The sequence below is a fragment of the Coleofasciculus sp. F4-SAH-05 genome, assembly GCF_040222985.1.
Classification (GTDB): Bacteria; Cyanobacteriota; Cyanobacteriia; order Cyanobacteriales; family Coleofasciculaceae; genus Coleofasciculus; species Coleofasciculus chthonoplastes.
Window position 1 is genome coordinate 1 of the sequence record NZ_JAVKBY010000233.1, and the last position, 15,735, is coordinate 15,735.

Annotated in this window: 22 protein-coding genes; 15 read left to right on the forward strand and 7 right to left on the reverse strand. The window is 43.1% G+C overall.

All coding sequences use genetic code 11. The features are described from left to right. Positions 1-277: 277 nt before the first annotated feature. The 11 genes from RIG27_RS28335 to RIG27_RS28385 all read left to right on the forward strand — a co-directional run bounded on the left by RIG27_RS28335 (position 278) and on the right by RIG27_RS28385 (position 8,113). The gene (locus tag RIG27_RS28335; protein ID WP_446350472.1) at positions 278-595 is read left to right on the forward strand and encodes a hypothetical protein; all 318 of its coding nucleotides are present in this window, start codon (positions 278-280) and stop codon (positions 593-595) included. Positions 596-599: 4 nt separating this feature from the next. Beyond that, positions 600-1,199: a hypothetical protein gene (locus RIG27_RS28340; protein ID WP_446350473.1), complete on the forward strand. Its 600-nt coding sequence runs from the start codon at positions 600-602 to the stop codon at positions 1,197-1,199. After that, entirely contained in the window at positions 1,192-2,937 is a 1,746-nt protein-coding gene (locus tag RIG27_RS28345) for a hypothetical protein (protein WP_446350474.1), read from the forward strand. The genes RIG27_RS28340 and RIG27_RS28345 overlap by 8 nt, the downstream gene beginning before the upstream one ends. 6 nt (positions 2,938-2,943) lie before the next feature. After that, a complete protein-coding gene (locus RIG27_RS28350) occupies positions 2,944-3,792 on the forward strand; it encodes a hypothetical protein (RefSeq protein WP_446350475.1) in 849 nt (282 codons plus the stop codon). Between the two features lie 139 nt (positions 3,793-3,931). Then, positions 3,932-4,246: a hypothetical protein gene (locus RIG27_RS28355; RefSeq protein ID WP_446350476.1), complete on the forward strand. Its 315-nt coding sequence runs from the start codon at positions 3,932-3,934 to the stop codon at positions 4,244-4,246. 51 nt (positions 4,247-4,297) lie between these two features. Continuing rightward, on the forward strand, positions 4,298-4,597 hold the full coding sequence (locus RIG27_RS28360; RefSeq protein WP_446350477.1) for a hypothetical protein: 300 nt from the start codon (positions 4,298-4,300) through the stop codon (positions 4,595-4,597). Continuing rightward, positions 4,597-5,196, forward strand: a complete 600-nt coding sequence (locus tag RIG27_RS28365; protein ID WP_446350478.1) for a hypothetical protein — start codon at positions 4,597-4,599, stop codon at positions 5,194-5,196. The genes RIG27_RS28360 and RIG27_RS28365 overlap by 1 nt, the downstream gene beginning before the upstream one ends. Continuing rightward, positions 5,193-6,446 carry a hypothetical protein gene (locus RIG27_RS28370; RefSeq protein ID WP_446350479.1) on the forward strand — a complete coding sequence of 418 codons (1,254 nt, stop codon included), beginning with the start codon at positions 5,193-5,195 and terminating at the stop codon, positions 6,444-6,446. The genes RIG27_RS28365 and RIG27_RS28370 overlap by 4 nt, the downstream gene beginning before the upstream one ends. A 3-nt stretch (positions 6,447-6,449) precedes the next feature. Beyond that, positions 6,450-6,815 carry an FHA domain-containing protein gene (locus tag RIG27_RS28375; protein WP_446350480.1) on the forward strand — a complete coding sequence of 122 codons (366 nt, stop codon included), beginning with the start codon at positions 6,450-6,452 and terminating at the stop codon, positions 6,813-6,815. Positions 6,816-6,841: 26 nt separating this feature from the next. Then, on the forward strand, positions 6,842-7,105 hold the full coding sequence (locus RIG27_RS28380) for a hypothetical protein (RefSeq protein WP_446350481.1): 264 nt from the start codon (positions 6,842-6,844) through the stop codon (positions 7,103-7,105). A 723-nt stretch (positions 7,106-7,828) separates the two neighbouring features. Then, positions 7,829-8,113, forward strand: coding sequence for a hypothetical protein (locus RIG27_RS28385; RefSeq protein WP_446350482.1), 285 nt, complete (start codon positions 7,829-7,831; stop codon positions 8,111-8,113). A 2-nt stretch (positions 8,114-8,115) separates the two neighbouring features. On the opposite strand, the gene RIG27_RS28390 is transcribed toward RIG27_RS28385, so the two are convergent. The 7 genes from RIG27_RS28390 to RIG27_RS28420 all read right to left on the reverse strand — a co-directional run bounded on the left by RIG27_RS28390 (position 8,116) and on the right by RIG27_RS28420 (position 11,560). Then, complete coding sequence (locus RIG27_RS28390; protein ID WP_446350483.1) at positions 8,116-8,577, reverse strand: toll/interleukin-1 receptor domain-containing protein; 462 nt, start codon at positions 8,575-8,577, stop codon at positions 8,116-8,118. Positions 8,578-8,636: 59 nt separating this feature from the next. Next, the gene (locus RIG27_RS28395) at positions 8,637-9,020 is read right to left on the reverse strand and encodes a hypothetical protein (RefSeq protein WP_446350484.1); all 384 of its coding nucleotides are present in this window, start codon (positions 9,018-9,020) and stop codon (positions 8,637-8,639) included. A gap of 36 nt (positions 9,021-9,056) precedes the next feature. Beyond that, on the reverse strand, positions 9,057-9,764 hold the full coding sequence (locus tag RIG27_RS28400; protein WP_446350485.1) for a DUF5131 family protein: 708 nt from the start codon (positions 9,762-9,764) through the stop codon (positions 9,057-9,059). A 486-nt stretch (positions 9,765-10,250) separates the two neighbouring features. Beyond that, on the reverse strand, positions 10,251-10,607 hold the full coding sequence (locus RIG27_RS28405; RefSeq protein WP_446350486.1) for a hypothetical protein: 357 nt from the start codon (positions 10,605-10,607) through the stop codon (positions 10,251-10,253). 115 nt (positions 10,608-10,722) lie between these two features. Further along, positions 10,723-11,109 (reverse strand): hypothetical protein, encoded by a 387-nt coding sequence (locus RIG27_RS28410; protein WP_446350487.1) that lies wholly within the window; start codon positions 11,107-11,109, stop codon positions 10,723-10,725. Continuing rightward, entirely contained in the window at positions 11,106-11,357 is a 252-nt protein-coding gene (locus RIG27_RS28415; protein ID WP_446350488.1) for a helix-turn-helix transcriptional regulator, read from the reverse strand. The genes RIG27_RS28410 and RIG27_RS28415 overlap by 4 nt, the downstream gene beginning before the upstream one ends. A gap of 23 nt (positions 11,358-11,380) precedes the next feature. Further along, positions 11,381-11,560, reverse strand: coding sequence for a hypothetical protein (locus tag RIG27_RS28420; protein ID WP_446350489.1), 180 nt, complete (start codon positions 11,558-11,560; stop codon positions 11,381-11,383). A gap of 61 nt (positions 11,561-11,621) precedes the next feature. Between RIG27_RS28420 and RIG27_RS28425 the strand changes: the two genes are divergently transcribed. From RIG27_RS28425 to RIG27_RS28440, 4 genes are read left to right on the forward strand one after another with little or no spacing between them, the layout of a single operon-like run. Beyond that, a complete protein-coding gene (locus tag RIG27_RS28425) occupies positions 11,622-12,026 on the forward strand; it encodes a hypothetical protein (RefSeq protein ID WP_446350490.1) in 405 nt (134 codons plus the stop codon). Beyond that, complete coding sequence (locus tag RIG27_RS28430) at positions 12,019-12,327, forward strand: hypothetical protein (RefSeq protein WP_446350491.1); 309 nt, start codon at positions 12,019-12,021, stop codon at positions 12,325-12,327. The genes RIG27_RS28425 and RIG27_RS28430 overlap by 8 nt, the downstream gene beginning before the upstream one ends. A gap of 52 nt (positions 12,328-12,379) precedes the next feature. Then, entirely contained in the window at positions 12,380-12,853 is a 474-nt protein-coding gene (locus RIG27_RS28435; protein ID WP_446350492.1) for a hypothetical protein, read from the forward strand. Then, complete coding sequence (locus tag RIG27_RS28440; protein ID WP_446350493.1) at positions 12,846-15,680, forward strand: DnaB-like helicase N-terminal domain-containing protein; 2,835 nt, start codon at positions 12,846-12,848, stop codon at positions 15,678-15,680. The genes RIG27_RS28435 and RIG27_RS28440 overlap by 8 nt, the downstream gene beginning before the upstream one ends. Positions 15,681-15,735: the final 55 nt, after the last annotated feature.

Consider the following 15,735-nt stretch of genomic DNA (forward strand, 5'->3'; position numbering starts at 1 on the left):
CGCTTCAATTTCTATCACCTCCTGCTATAATTATAGCAGTATAAAGTATATATTGTCCCCAAAAAACAAGTTTTTTCACTGGCGATTCATCCCACGCTCAATCGAAGATTAGAGCGTAGGGCTTCTCGCCGGATAAGCTAACTGTTCCTGCCTTAATTAATTTATGTAGAATCAGCTTTTAGGAATGCCAGGAGGCGGACTTGAACCGCCGACACGGGGATTTTCAGTCCCAATTCCCAATTAACTCTTTTGTATTTATACCACACACCGTCAAAATATGCCAGATTTGACAATCCAGGAACAATGTGGCGCTAGTGCCACTATCTCGAATGGGGTACTTACTATCACATTATCTGATATCGGATTGGATAATACAACCCCTTCGTCTTCTCAGGTAATTGGAGCTTTGATACTCAAACGCAGACAACTCCAAAGTCCTACGGCGGCAGAAGAAGCAACGATCGGTTGTGTCGTTGATACTCCATTTTTCAGTTTCGGTCGAAACGATTCGCAGATCAACGCTAGTTATACAATCAGTCTTTATAAAACATCGCCGGCAACCGCCATTGCTGATCCGGATGATATTGTGAGCTAAAATCATGTATTGCAGCGGCGCGGAAAGTGCAGTGGTTTACTATAGTTTTGGAGATACTTCTAAAGAAAAAACATTTAAAACAAAACTAACTCCAATTGAAATAGAAGCTGGAAATATTCCACTTGATGCTAGTGAAAATTATGATTCAAGTGGATTTGAAGTTTATTTTTATAGCCCGAATAACAGAAGGTGGTTAAAGGTGAGGGTACTTGATTACACAATCACCGGATATTATTCTTACTACAACGCCCATAAAATAGGACTTTGGCTTTGTGGCACACCTGACTACCAAAGAAACGAAGATGGATCAATAGTTACGACATTAGGTTATTTAGATACGTTGCAAATTGACACCTCTGTAAAATGTCCAAAACTACCAGAACCAGCAGAGTGCAAAGCTCATTTAAAGATACTTCACGGCGGCAAAATTTTATACCAAGATCAAGGTAAATGTCCCGTTAATTACAAAGTAAACTGCGATCCATGCCCACCCAATACAATTCGTTGTGTTGAAGGGGGGAAAGTAAGGTGTGTACCGTGTTCTGAGTTTTTAAATCCGCTTAAGCAAATAACATCAAAACTGAAACAGATTAATAATGGCTGATTGTTGTGCAGAATTGAAAAGAGAGATAGCAGCCTTAAAAGGGGAGGTAGCTAAACTTGATGGTAAATTTTTAAAAAAAAGTGAGAGGGGAGGAATCGTCAAAGATGGCGGAAATCTTGGAAAATCTTTGACGCTTCCGCTTGTGGGTGGAATGATAGCGACTCAGATTAAACCCATCGATGCCAAAGCTATCCAAGCTTTAGAGCGGGCTTTCGCTGCATCTAGTGCAGCGGGAGCAGCTCAAGCCACTGCATCTAGTGCTTTAGCAAAAATAATCCCGCTTGTGGCTAAAGTTGCAGCGATCGCCGCCGCGCTCGCTGGTTTAATCGCCAGTATTGCAGCCCTTAAGATTTTGGGTGTTCGGATTGATAGATTAGAAAGTCGGGTTGATAGCCTAGATGCTGCAATTTCTCGGCTTTATTCAATCATTACGCCAATAAAATCAACGGCTCAACGCGCTTTATCAACGGCTCAACAAGCTTTGACCAGGGCATTGAAACCAGGACCCAAAGGTGAGCCGGGGAAAGATGGTAAACCTGGACCAGCAGGTAAACCAGGGGTGGACGGTAAACCTGGACCAGCAGGTACGCCTGGAAAAGATGGTAAACCTGGATATCCTGGTGAGCCAGGACCAATTGGTAAACCTGGACCAGCAGGTAAAAATGGAAAGGACGGAAAGGACGGAAAAGACGTGAATAATGCTCAAGTTGAAGCACTGCTCAGAAAAATTGAGAGGCAAACTAGCTTGATTCCTCCAATTCCAGCAGCTATAAATAATCTAAAAAATCTGCCTAACACGGAAGCTTTCAAGAATGGAGTTGCCGAAGGCACTTGCCGCACCACTAAACCTGGGGGCTGTATGTCTAAAAGCCTAGATCCGATTAAAAATGGAGTTGGGCAGAATGCCTCAAAGCTTGATAAGTTAAATGCTGTATTAAATAGCACTCATTTGGCGAAACTTCAAGTTATTGATAATAAAATAGGAAAACAGTTACCAGGGGGATTGGCGGGTAAATTAGGTAGAATATCAGACTTCCTGAAACTTCCTCAGATTATTAACTCTTTAACGTTGATAACAACCCTTCATAATGCCTCAGCCCTCAGTATAAATGTCGCAAAGACCTTGGGAGAATTAGCTAGTCAAAGCTTGGCAACAATTGGCATAAAAGACGACGACGACAACCCAATTAATATAAACGCAATCCTGGGAAAATCCATTGAAAACCTAATCATCTCCCTTTTGCCGGGGGGGAGTGAGACCTATAACGGAATAAAGGAAAATCTTGCTAAAAGCATGGCGATATGGAGAGCAACCGCAAATATTGTCGATACCACCAGATCAATAGGAGACTCGGTGGGGGCGATCGCGGAAATTTCAGCAGAGAATACAGGGAAAATTGGCAATGCGCTAAAACGCGATCGCGTAATTGCAGAGGACGCTTTTCCTTGGATGGCTGAGCGAGTCACTCCTCAATTTGCTTGGATGGAACGAATTGACAATTTAGATGACGCGGCTAGTGCTATCTCTTCAGTTTTAAGCGAAGTAAACAGCATTCAAGAATCTGCTCTTGAATTGAAAGAGCAGAGGGCAGAGCTTGACAAAGGTTTGAAAGAGGCAGAGCCACTTCTGCGTCCCTCTAATATTCCTGTTGTTACAGCCAGAGAAAAACAGGTTAACGACAGCAAAGCAGATAAAGTCGAGGGAGACGTTGACACAGGTATAGCTGTTTTAGAGTAATAAACCATGCCAATTCCAACAAATTTTAGTCCTGTTGAACAATTTCAAGATTCCATCAGGAGAATCTTTAATCCAAGGATTCGCCGACACTTTGCAGATATTGAATTAGATGATGACTTAGATTCAGATCGAGGACACTTGAAACGGGCTTGCTTGCACCAAGACAAGGACTCTTTGCTACTAACCTTAGGAAGATTCCTTTTGTTTCTTTATTTTAAGCTAGAGCAACTCTTTATCCTGCTTGGAGTCAAGGAGGGGCTTGAGCAGGAACTTATTCCACAATACTATCTCCGTGTAATAAACCACCCTAAGATACTTTTATTTTTTGCTCAAGACGATGGAGCAGTATCTGTTAAGAAGAGACAAATTACTGCGCAAATCTCGTTTAGGCTTATTCAATATGTGAACTACAAGAAGCCAGGGGAATTCGGAGATGTTATTGACGAAGCTAAATTAAGGGCAATCGCCATTCGCATTCGTTCGGAATTCAGGAATTACGTTTGGACTAAGGGGGATGAGTTGTATATTTATGATGTCCCATTTGATGGATTTTTCGGGTCTAAATGCTTTACTCGAGATAAACCTCAAGCGGAAGAAATTTTTGATAAACTCTGCCGGGTAATGCAAAAAAGTTTTAATAAAAAAGTGCTAAAGTTAGGCTTAACTCCGAACAAGCGTTCAAATAACAATCCTACAGAGACGGTGATCGGATATGACAATCGGAGTCAGAAAGAACCAGTGTATCGCCCCACCGCTAAAGTTAGGTTTCGGCACGCGGTCTGTTTCATTGGAAAAAATCAGCCGGTTGTACTGGTGGATGATTCTGGGTTGCTGGCAAATCCACTTGTTCGCTAGTCAGGCTAGCCATAAGTTTAACAAAACACCTAGGTGTTATACCTCTTGAGTTCTCAAAGAAGTACAGGGTAGATTAGTGAAAGACTAAAGTTAGAAGAGGTAAAGTGTGGTAGCCGCAAGTAAGACGATCTCAAAAGAGATGGCATGGATTAAAGGAGCTGAAGGGGTGCCTATTGGTATAAAACTCTCCAAAAGGAAATACACCAGCATTGCCGCGACGTTAGGGGTGGACTTTTCAAATACAGCCCCCGCTAATGGAATAAAGGCTGATTCTTTAGATGATGTCAGCAGAAATGGCGTATTTTTCCTGAATCTCTCCTACGAGGTACCTGGAGGAAAAACGCAACGAACAACTGTACCGTGCGCGACCGACAAGGCGGACACAGCCTTTAAACAGGTTATTGGACAGGAATGGGATGGCAAAAAGATAGTGTCAGTAAAAACACCACGATAAGCTAACTTATCGGAATTGGAAAAGAAAACACTTTTTAAAGAGGGGTTCTAAATGGCGGATGTAAATATAATTGTGTTGGGTTCGCCTGATCCAGCAAATTTAAATGCAGTTGGACCGGAAGTGTACGCCGTGTGGGACGGGACGGATTTTATTTATGCCGATGGAACAAATAATGCTGACTTGCCAGATTTGGCACTGGGTTACTTGGCTGACGATCCAACGGCACAGCAGGTAGTCAAGGTAGTTGAAGCCGATCTGCAAAGTTCGCGCCCAAATGATGCCTTAACGATTTTGCGGACGACACGAACAACAGCAGTTCCAACCGGAAAAACAATCGTAGTTGAGCCTTAATGTCATATCAAGTCAGAGAAGTCAAGAGCCAAGAAGGTTTTTTAGTTCTACAACCTACAGAGCAGTTGAATAATCTTGACTTGATATTTCGTTTTTCTGAACTTGGGAAACAAGGAAATTTTTTAGGGTATATTCGAGCTTACTGGGAAGAAGCAGGAGTCCAGGGCTTGACTTGGGCTTCTGAATTCTTTCCTTTCAGAAGCAATGAACCCGTCAAGGTGATTTTTGGTTCCGCCGAAATTCCTTATAGGCTTCATATTGAGCTGAAGCGGGTGGTAACTCGATATCATTGGACTATTTACGAAAGGATTGAATCGGGCTTGGTTGCTTGGCAGCCAGAATGGTCTATTTTGTCTACAAGCCTTATCTCATCTGGAGATTTTGCGGAATTCAAGGCAACTATTGTAGCTGTTGAATCAACCGATTTTGTGGGAGGCGTGGGAATTTTGCCGGAAGGATTTCGCCCAGTACGTCAAATAACTTACACAAATTTAGATGGAGATAAGTTTGGAACTTTTACTATTCTTTCGAGTGGACAAATAATTGTTTTGTCTGGGAGTCCGCCGTACAAATTAGACATAATTTTTAGAATAAAATGAGTACCATCTATTACAATACGCCAGACCTGTTTCGATTAGACGCCGAGTTTTCAAATGCACGAATAGCAATTAATGGTGCAGAAAAAACTGCTAATTGGGATGCCGCTTTTAAGCTTGACTTGAAAGGGAAAATATCTGGCAATATAGAAGACGTAGCTAATCCAGGTAACTTTTTGATAGATTTACCTCTTAAGCTTGCATTTACTAATTTAATAGACGGGGCTACGGGAAGATTAATTATAGATAATTCTTCGACAACAAAGTATGGCTTACTTGACAATTTTGTTAATGATGGAATTATTTGGGAAGGTGACTATCGAGTAAATCAAAACGGAAGAACAATATTAGATTTTATCTATGATTCAAATACAATTGAATGGTCTACTACATATAAAGAAGCCGTCCCTATTGAATACGGGATTTTAACCTTGAGGTTGTCCCCCAATGGGGTGAACGACGGCAACCCAGAAACAGCATTTTTAACATTGAATGGAAAAGGTCCGGAAGATGTTGGTGCATTAAATTGGGTAAGGAAAAATATTCTATACACAAATAATCCGGAAAGATACAAGCAAGATTCCCCAGATAACTCGGTGATAATCGAAGTGGAAGAAGGTATCGTTGAGCAACACTGCTACCTTGTTGACCTTCCGGAATTTGGGATTACTTTGCGGGGTTTAGTCAATACAGAAACTGGAGCAAAGCCAGTATTTAATACAACTAGACTAAACTCTCCGCCAGTAGAAGGTGAAGAGGACGAAAGGACACAATTTTCAAGGTGCTGCTACATAACGGCACGCGAGATTAGCTTAGAAGATCTAGGGTTTAGAAATCTAGCCAATTTAATAACGATAAGTCGAAACTCTACTGTCTCGCTACAAAATGTTGAGTTTTTTCCAGAAAGCGATGTTTGGTGTATCGACTTAGCATCAAGTAGCAGGTTAAAAGTAATTAAAGAAATAAAGATATCTACTGATCAACTATCGCAAAAAGGTTTTATAAAAGTTAGGGATAGGTCAAGCGCATCTTTTAGCCATATAGGTTCTACTGGTTTAAGTAATTACAATGCAGGGCTTATTTTTAGTTTTCCTATAGGAATAAATTTTGAAAACTTTATTGAATTAACTGAATTTAGCTCATTGAAGATATCCGATCAACTTCAATATGTTCAAGGAACAGCAACAGCGACAGAGGTGATCAAGAAAGATGGAACAGCTTCTTTTGCTCAATATCCAGATATAATCTTGTGACGTATGCGGTACGAATTCTACATTGAGATTGACAAAAAAAAGACAATAGAATTAACTAAAAGTAAAGTAATTAAAATTGGAAGAGGAAAAGCTAACACCTTTAACTTTATTTCAATTGATGACCAAACAATAAGCGCCAATCATTGCATGATTGCAGTTAAAGATAAAAAGAACCCATGCTTTTGGGTATGGGACCTGGGTTCCAAAAACAAAACAATAGTCAATGGAATCCGAATTTTAGACGGATTAAGCGATATAGAGGCAGATAAGGGAAGTATTGTATATCACGGGGATTTTATATTGATCGGAAATTGTAAAATAAGATTTTTAATTTCTAAAGCAATCAACCAAATAGATGGAACTTTATAATGGACTATACTATCATTGAAATAATTGTGGCAACAGTAATAGGAATTTACTTTGCTCAAAATGCAGTTGCCAAAAATTTTTTAGGAACTAAAAACGAAATACTACAACTTCGGTCTGCTTTTGATAAAAGGTGCGACGAACTTGAATCTTTTTGCCGCCGAAACGAAGCTTTGATGTTGGTAGACGATAGGTTTAAAACTATTAATATTGAAGTGAAAGGGCTGAATCTGCATAATGAAGATAATGAACAATTACAACAAGAGTCTGATACAGATTTTGACAATATGTGAATATCTTGCTAATTCAGACAAACCGGCTGGAATTATTGACAACAAAACAGATTGTGTGATTTGGCGAAATGAAATCTCGCGACGGTTACAGCAAAAATGGTATCGTCAATTTCCAAAATTTGAGATCGTCACTAATACGGCAAACTTGCAGAAGCCGTTAAAACTTAAAAGACTAAAGAGAGAGATTAGGCAGCTTGCTCCAATTGAACAACTACCATCCTTCAATTGCCTAGAACAAGAATATGAACTATTTTTCCGTGGGATTGGAGTGATAACTGTCAGAGACAAATTTTATCGGCTTCTGTTTAATTGTAGAAATTACCGAATCTTTGAAAATCTAAGCGCTTCAATACCACGCGGTATTATTCGCGATGACTGAGATTTTCTAGGGCTTTCCACCAGTAGTACGCTTCGCTTTTATTTGGGTCGCTAAACCTGGATCTAGCAACTAGTTTTTCTGCTCTTTCCGCGCCAACGGCATTGATCAACTTAGCTTTTAACTGCGGACTGGGTTCTTGGCGAGGTAAGGCTAATTTCTGAAATGGCGTGGGTCGTTTGTGTCGTTTTTTTGAATAAATTAAAATTGCTAAACTTGCAACGATGACGAGACAAATAGTTAACCACATATTAAAAATCGCTAAACTCTGCTCACTATAATTTGAAAGTGACAGGAGTTCAGCGATCGCAGTACAACTGAAGTATGACCCAAATCAGTGTACTGCCATGATTGTAGCGTTTGTTGGCTTGTGCTTGTTGGTGGCTGGAGCGTTAATCGTTTGGTTGGTGATAGTCGCCGGCGAACAGCGTAAGCCTGGATGGAAACCGCCAAAGATAAAAAGGGAGCGGAAGCTAGATCCACAATTGCAGCGACGGTTGGAGCTGTTGGCGGGAAGCAAGAAAACAGCGAGACGGCTAGTAATAGCTGTAGCCCGGAGCAATCCCAAGAGAAGCACCCGATGGTGTCAGGAAAAAACTATCGCAGATCTGGAGCGCGATCGCAGAGTGTAACTTTACCCGCTGGCAGCGATTCTGTACAAAATCGCTGCCCCGACCACCAGAGTGATCGCCTCCACCAGTGCGATCGCTCTCCAGGGGTGATGTGGTCGGGCAAGTCCTGCCAGGATAGTCCGCAGATTTTCCTCGTGGTCATCGGAGAAGATCACCCACTGCCGCGAGGTGAGGGCATGGGGAAGAGTTAGCGCGGGATCGAAAACGATGGGCATGATCGGCTTATTCCACCACAATCCCAATCGCAGCTCCTTCATACACCACTCGCTTTCAAGGAAATGAGTGCTTACGAAAAACAGGCAATAATGACAGTTTCTAACTCCGCTTGTAATTTCGCGCTGCCAATTACGCCCTGGGCGAATATCGTCCCAGTCTACCCAACAGTCAAAGTATCGCTCCAAATCCGAGACGATTGGAGCGACTTTTTTGACATCCTCTCTAGCATAACTAATGAATAGCTGCATTTTGTCGTTTGTGGTGATTGTCTTAAGTCAAGCGATTTGACTGCTTAGGGAGTAACAACTTAATCCATCGCCTCAATTCCCATATTTTCTCCTTGGATTCTTACATAATAAGTTTGTGTACCTGATTCCCATTTTTCTTCTGGGATATCATCTTCATCATCTTTTTTACCTTCGGAATAATAAAGATTAGCGTCTACTTTTACTAAAATACCCTCATCTTCATCTTGCTCAAATAAGGTGGCATCATCGATATCTACTTGATGTGTTTCCACCCAAGAATAATATTCTGTATCCGGTGGCATACAGGAACTCATTAATTGAGCAGTCGAATCATCCATTGGGTTGCTTTGTTCTTCCCAAATATAAGCCGTACCTACAAGTTCATTTTCCAGCCATTCAGTAATTTTTTCCTTTAACTCCGTATCGATTTGATGATTCATCATGTTTTACCTCTTAAGAAAAGCCCCCCATAGGAGAGCTTACACGACATAAAATCGAGGCATTTCACCCCAAATCTTTCCATCTAGCTCTCTCCCTCTAGCTTTTGGAGTTCTACCTCCCCACTGCTTAAAGAAAAATGCGACACCAAACCTCTGACATTGGTCTCGGATACTTTGCGCCCACTCTAGCTTCATCGAACGATATTTATTCCCAGATTCGCCACCAACAATAACCCAATGAATGCCGGTTAAATCAAGTTCTAAGTTACCGAGAAGCGGTTCGCAAGAGAGAAAACGCACATTGGCTGGAACTTGTCGCAGGGAATCAACACGGTAAACATAGTCCTGATTTTCAACCGATACCCCCATCCAAATATTTTTGTGCCAGTCGAGCTGATGAGCCAGCTCAGCTAAGCGCTTGTGCCGCTTGGTCAAAATTTGATAGATATGCTGAGGTGTTTGACCCATTACATCAAATACGTCCTGAAGGAATTCGATTGGTACGTCTTCGTGAAACAAATCACTCATTGAGTTAACAAAGATACGGCTAGGTTTACGCCAACGCAAGGGTTCTTTTATGCGTTCCCGATGCAGGGTTAAATCAAATCCATTGGGGAAATTCTGATGAAACCGTTTAGTTAGTGCTTCTGCATAACAATGGGTACAACCTGGACTAACTTTGTTGCAGCCAGTTGTGGGGTTCCATGTTCGGTCTGTCCACTCGATACCTGTATGAGTGCTAGCCAATATTCAATCCTCTGTGTTTAAGTTTATCAAAATGTACGCTTACATCCTGACGCAAGAAATAGTAATAGACCTCTCTGCCTTGGCTGTATCTACCCAGTACGCCAGATCTATACAATTCGATCAAGGCTGCTGAGGTGGTACCGGGTGAAAGTAATGCTTCTTGACTAATCCTTTGGACGTTTGGCGGCATGGAAAGGCGACAGCATAACGAATCTAGGGCAACCAAGGCTTTACGTTCACTGACTGAGCACCCAGAAACAATCATTTTGCCTATTTCCGGATTCCCTGTATCTTTCGGTAGGTTTTGGCTATTTTTCATTAGCTGTTTTACAAGAAATAAACGCTTTTCTGTGTTGGCGATAGATCTTCTTCCAATTTTTTAACTTTCAATTTCATGAAAAGGGTGTGTTCTTTTTAACAAAATCAGGGCATTCGTGCAGAGCATCTGCCAATCGCCCATCCACGAATTCAAGCGCCATAATGGAGCTATGAACATTTATCTCCAAACCCTTGACCAGTAGGGTCATACCTGCCCCCGTCAGCTACAACATAAGAATGGGAATCACCATAATCGCTTACGCCGCATACAACCCGACATTTTATCTCCTTAGCTTGCAGAACATCCGCCATTAGTTCTGCGGCAGTGTCACAAACCAAAAATTCGGGAGCGGCGGGAGAAAACGACACAAGCAATCCGGCTAACTCTGGTTCGTGCGAGCCTATAATGTCCTCTACTTCTTTTGGTGTTTTGGCGTCATTCAATTTTTGTTGGATGTGGGATGGAACTTGGATTGATTTTACTGATGTCAATCCAATATAGAAATTGCAAAAAAATTTAGTCATTGTCAAAATCTCAAAACCTTATTACTGTTGGCTAAAAAGGTATCTCGTCAAGGATATTTTAGGTTGTAGGCGAGAGTTCGCCAGAAGGAATAGTTGTGGTCGAGATTGTTCATTTTCACTTTGCCTCCAATTTCGCGATCAGTGCGTCTGCCATCCAAATTGCTACTTCAGCAAAGCGGGACTCGCTACTGGGTTCGATTGTGCAAAGATCGGCAGGGCTAAGGCGATGCACTCCACTGGCTAATAAGCCCTGGAGAGCGATCGCGGCGAACTGTTCTCGTTTGGTTAGGCTTTCGCTAAATCCTTTCAGTCCACCTTTCAGTCCGTACTCATGTAAAATTCTCGCATCTACGCCGTCTGCATCCAACAAAATCTCATCACCCCAGCTGACGACAATTCGGATGAATTGGGTATCGCCTGCGCCCTCTCTATAGTCCCATTCTATGAGTTCTATGCTCGCCAATCTAACTGTGTGAGTTGAAAAATTAATGAAGTCGTTCATTTTGGTGGGTCTGGTAGATCGTCAATAGTCATGCCGGCCTGATTCATCAGCCGAGTCAGTAGCTTAAACTGCCAAAGTTCCAGCCGCAGACGGTGACGACCTTTTTCATGGTTTCGTACCGTTTGCTCTGTAATGCCCAGACACTCCCCTAGTTGAGGCTGGGTTAAACCTAGCTGTTTTCGCAGTTTTAGCAAAGTTGCTCCGTCAAGGTTGCAAGAGTTAAAGTTTTCATCTACCATTTTAAGCATAAACCGAAAAAGTTTTTCGGTTATTACAAACAAAGATCGGCAGAGAGGGGATCTGTGCGAGAGCGACTAGCCAGACACCCCCTTCTCTTTCCGGAAACATACTGTACCAGCGAAGCGTGATCAGCGATCGCGATCGCAATAACTTGAAATGTAGCGAGGGATACGAAATGGAATAGTGCGATCGCCCGATAGTCGGCGAACATGCTCCCATCCTTGGAACGTTTGCCCAGAAGCAGGCAACTTATACTGACGTGTGAAACACACATGACTACTGGAGAAGGGGCAGGGCAATCAACCCCGCCCCTATTTACTGGACCAATTCGCCAAATATTTTACTGGCGGATGAACACACCGAAGGCATCGCGAGCGCTAATCACTCTCAGGCATTTCAATTGTGGAACTATCGTATCCGTGCGAAGCCTCCCCACTTCGCACCACACATTCTCAGAAGACTTTAAATATGCCTTCGCACAATTATGCGGGGATTACGACCTGCAACCCACAAGCACAGCCTGCTACGAGGAATTTTTCGACAAAGACAAGCTAAACCTTTACCACAAAAAGTACATTGAACTCCGCTTAACAGATGGGCTTGTCAGTCGAGAAATCTTGATGGAAAGAGACTTTTACCACTTAATTAACCGATTAAAACAGGGTGATCATGGATGAGAAAATAAACTTACTAGCCAGAGCAATCGTTGCTCGTAATACCGTGGATAGGCGATTCAACATTCACCAGGTTGAAGCGGTTTACGATCGCGCCGCCCTGCTCTTTGAGAGAGTCCGCCCCTTGCTTGACCGGGAATATATTGAGAATGGCACATGGCATGACTTTTTCTTGCTGATGCTAAGTTGCTTCTGCCGCGATCGGGAATGTTCGTACAATGACATGGAAGATTTGAGCGATCGCGCCGTTTATCTTAGCTCATTGTGCAATCAAATAGAGGGAGAGAGGGAGGGTGATAATTAGTATGCCGATTCTCCACCTTGACCCCCCAATCGAGCGTCAGAGAACTAAGACAATGAGAAGAACAGATAAATTCGTAAAAGCCGGGAGTCTTGCTGTTGAACTGAAGATAGAATCCTGTAATATTTCTGACAGGATTTGTAGAACATTTGACAGAGAGGAACTCTATCGAAAGCTGAATGAACGCCATTATTACTGGAACTCCCAAGGTAAGCAATGGGAGAAACTGACATTTGAGGATGCTGATCCGCCAACTGAGGTTATCCGTATTCGTATATGGACTGATAGTCGATATACGAAAGATATAGCTGAAGAGCTGATTTCATCTTTAGCGGCAAGAGGATTGAGATGCGTTAGCAAATCGACGCCGTATCCCTGCCGGAAGCCAAACCAACTTGAATCGATAATTTACCTGGACTTCTTAAAGAATCCAGAATTAGACATTCAACCAGAAAATGGTAGCGCTGTACTTGGAACAAAACACACAAAAAAAAAGGGGGTATTAACCCCCAGCAAACATTATGACTGAATCAATTGAAAATCTTGAACGTTACCCTTATTTTAGCACAATTCCGCCATATATAATAGAGTCCGAAGAAGCAGTGCTGGGCGGAATATTGCTCGACGGAAATGCCATGGGTAGGGTGGTTCAGGCTTTATCTCCTGACGCTTTCTTTGTTAGCAGCCACAGAGAGATATATAGGGCGGCTTTGGCTTTATGGGACGATGGTAAACCTACTGACTTTATGTCAGTTACAGCCTACCTGTACGACAAAGGAAACCTTGATGACGTAGGCGGACAGAACAAGATAGCAAATCTGCTAGACAGAACCGTATCGTCGGTAAATATAGACTTATACGCTGAAAAAATCATTCAATACAAATGTCGCCGCGACATAGTCTCCAAAGCTAACGCCATCGCTCAGATTGCAGGGGACTTAACTTACCCCTTTGAAGATTCGGTAGAACTGGCTAGAAAGTCACTGGAAAAGATACTAACTTTCCCAGACAAGAATGACAAGGATTACGCTCTTTTAATGAGCAAAGCCGAAGACATCATTCTTTACGAAGACAATCCTGGTAAGCGCCAATGGAATTTGCGTAAACTAGCCAAACAATATGGGATGAGTGCAAAATCCCTTGAGGAAATTTACTACAAGCACCTCATCCACCAAGAGTCCGAACCAAGTATGACTTGGGATGAACTCATTGCTCATGAGCAGGACTCTCAAAAATGGGTCATGTACGGCTGGATGCCTAGAGGTTCAGTTACAGTCATGCACGGCAAAGCAGGTGATGGAAAAACTCAGTTCTTATATCACCTGCTCAATTTAATAGGTCGGGGGTTGGACTGGCGGAACAAGGAACACGATACGTATTCAGTAACCGGGAAAAAGAACCGGATATTAATCGTACAGACGGATGAGACTAAACCTGAAATGATAGCATCTTTGAAGCGGTATGGCTTTGATGCGGGGCTTAATTGCAGGTTCTTAACAACTTGGTCTGTAGAAGAAATGCCACGCTTAATTCGAGAGATTAAGCAATTCAAGCCAGACGCAGTTTTAATTGATAGCCTCTCTAGCGTTTCCCAGTATTCTGCGGTAGAGGAATCAGATAGTAAATTTGCTATACCGGTCTTGACCCTCAGGCGACTGGCTGGAGTTTTCGATTTTTGGGGGGCTATTGTTCACCACAGCAATAAAGAGGGGGGAGTGAGGGGGACAACCGCTATTGAGGCGGCAGCAAGCACAGTCCTCAAAATTGAGCGGATCACTGGATCGCCACCAACTTCCGGCAAGCGGCTGGTTTCTTTCACTAAATCGCGTAGTCGGCGTCCTGCTACTTATCTGGTTGAGGCAGATTGGGAAAATGGACGATGGGAAGTTCTGGAAGAACAGGGCGGCTTTCCGGTACTGGGCGCTGATCGATCCATCAGACAAAAGATTTTGGACTTTCTCCACAACTCCCCCAATACCAGATTTGAGACGAAAGAACTGTCTGAGCGGCTAAACCACAACTACGATTCCCTCCGAAGAAGTGCTTATCAGCTTGCCACAGAGGGACTTATCTCTAAGGTGCAATCTGGCAAGAGGAATCTATACTTCGTGGTAGCAGAATCTTCCACACCTGAAACCGATCATCCAACCGATCCTCCCAGTAATGGATCGGTTGAGGATCGGTTGGATGATCAGGAGCCGGATGTACTCAATTTGCGCCATCCTAGCGATTCTGACGGGTCTACTGATCATGTGATCACTGATTTTGAGGATTTACCAAATTTAGAAAACGAAAAAAATGACGATCAGAGGATCGGTTCCGCTGAAACGACGCAAATTGAACACTTTGAAACCGATCCTCAGAACCGATCCTCAACCGATCCTCCCAGTAACGTGATCACTAAAGATCAGTTAGCCAATTGTCGCGGTCTATCAATTCAGCAACCGTTCGCCACACTCATCCCCCAAGGGCTAAAACGGTATGAAACCCGTGGGAAAAAGACAAATTATCGTGGTTTAGTTCTCATTCATGCTTCACAGAAAATTGACAAACACTCATTCAAGCGAATTGTACGAGAGCAGGACGATCCGGCACTGTTCCCCACTAGTCGCGTACTGGCGATCGCCAAATTGACCGACTGCATTTTCATGGATGAAAGCTTCATCAATGAGCAGCCAGACCAAGAACTGGCTTATGGACTCTGGGAGCCGGGGCGTTACGCTTGGAAGCTGGAGAATATTCGTCCGCTGAAGCAAACGGTTACGGGTGTTGGAGCGCTAGGTTTATGGAAACCAAACGATCTACTTATAGAGTCGCTGGTTGGCGTGGAACTGTGCGATCGAGTAGATGTGAATAATGACTTATACGAAAATGTACCAGAAACTGTCAATCTTATTCAGGGGCTCCTAGATATTGAAAGAGGGAGGCCATGGGCTATGCTCAGAAACGTCGAGGGATTAAGCAAAAGACAGCGTGATGAGATTCTTCGACGTCTGGATGTTGCTGGGCGTGGATACCGGATAGTCTGGGACGGGAACAATCCCGCTTGGGGCGTAATCGACCCAGCGCTGATTAAGCGAAAAGAATTGATAGATTTGCGTCCTTCGTCGAAGTTACTTAACGATGTGTATGCTTTCTGTCGGGGTGATGACGGCTCAACAGAATATTTCGATGTATTTGACGAAACCTTCCACCAGGACGATCGTCGTGAAATCCCCGAACTTCCCGATCGCGAAAAGGCGGAAGCTAGGCAAAAGGCTTTTGATGAAGTATTGACACTCCCACGGCTTAAAGCGCGTGGGATTCTACATTCATCGTCAGAACTTGCTCTACCAGGCTTGCGCCAAGTAGCGTAGAGGCTCCAACTCCTGTAGCGTTACTTCGGGATTGCCCATCCCTAGATTTTGCCTT

Excerpts from the sequence above, each read along its gene's own strand:
- RIG27_RS28425 (WP_446350490.1), top strand. The coding sequence starts at position 11,622 with ATGACTACTGGAGAAGGGGCAGGGCAATCAACCCCGCCCCTATTTACT.
- RIG27_RS28390 (WP_446350483.1), bottom strand. The coding sequence starts at position 8,577 with ATGCAGCTATTCATTAGTTATGCTAGAGAGGATGTCAAAAAAGTCGCT.
- RIG27_RS28335 (WP_446350472.1), top strand. The coding sequence starts at position 278 with ATGCCAGATTTGACAATCCAGGAACAATGTGGCGCTAGTGCCACTATC.
- RIG27_RS28410 (WP_446350487.1), bottom strand. The coding sequence starts at position 11,109 with ATGAACGACTTCATTAATTTTTCAACTCACACAGTTAGATTGGCGAGC.
- RIG27_RS28430 (WP_446350491.1), top strand. The coding sequence starts at position 12,019 with ATGGATGAGAAAATAAACTTACTAGCCAGAGCAATCGTTGCTCGTAAT.
- RIG27_RS28385 (WP_446350482.1), top strand. The coding sequence starts at position 7,829 with ATGATTGTAGCGTTTGTTGGCTTGTGCTTGTTGGTGGCTGGAGCGTTA.
- RIG27_RS28360 (WP_446350477.1), top strand. The coding sequence starts at position 4,298 with ATGGCGGATGTAAATATAATTGTGTTGGGTTCGCCTGATCCAGCAAAT.
- RIG27_RS28345 (WP_446350474.1), top strand. The coding sequence starts at position 1,192 with ATGGCTGATTGTTGTGCAGAATTGAAAAGAGAGATAGCAGCCTTAAAA.
- RIG27_RS28340 (WP_446350473.1), top strand. The coding sequence starts at position 600 with ATGTATTGCAGCGGCGCGGAAAGTGCAGTGGTTTACTATAGTTTTGGA.
- RIG27_RS28395 (WP_446350484.1), bottom strand. The coding sequence starts at position 9,020 with ATGATGAATCATCAAATCGATACGGAGTTAAAGGAAAAAATTACTGAA.
- RIG27_RS28405 (WP_446350486.1), bottom strand. The coding sequence starts at position 10,607 with ATGACTAAATTTTTTTGCAATTTCTATATTGGATTGACATCAGTAAAA.
- RIG27_RS28420 (WP_446350489.1), bottom strand. The coding sequence starts at position 11,560 with ATGTTCGCCGACTATCGGGCGATCGCACTATTCCATTTCGTATCCCTC.
- RIG27_RS28375 (WP_446350480.1), top strand. The coding sequence starts at position 6,450 with ATGCGGTACGAATTCTACATTGAGATTGACAAAAAAAAGACAATAGAA.
- RIG27_RS28415 (WP_446350488.1), bottom strand. The coding sequence starts at position 11,357 with ATGCTTAAAATGGTAGATGAAAACTTTAACTCTTGCAACCTTGACGGA.
- RIG27_RS28370 (WP_446350479.1), top strand. The coding sequence starts at position 5,193 with ATGAGTACCATCTATTACAATACGCCAGACCTGTTTCGATTAGACGCC.
- RIG27_RS28440 (WP_446350493.1), top strand. The coding sequence starts at position 12,846 with ATGACTGAATCAATTGAAAATCTTGAACGTTACCCTTATTTTAGCACA.
- RIG27_RS28365 (WP_446350478.1), top strand. The coding sequence starts at position 4,597 with ATGTCATATCAAGTCAGAGAAGTCAAGAGCCAAGAAGGTTTTTTAGTT.
- RIG27_RS28355 (WP_446350476.1), top strand. The coding sequence starts at position 3,932 with ATGGCATGGATTAAAGGAGCTGAAGGGGTGCCTATTGGTATAAAACTC.
- RIG27_RS28435 (WP_446350492.1), top strand. The coding sequence starts at position 12,380 with ATGAGAAGAACAGATAAATTCGTAAAAGCCGGGAGTCTTGCTGTTGAA.
- RIG27_RS28350 (WP_446350475.1), top strand. The coding sequence starts at position 2,944 with ATGCCAATTCCAACAAATTTTAGTCCTGTTGAACAATTTCAAGATTCC.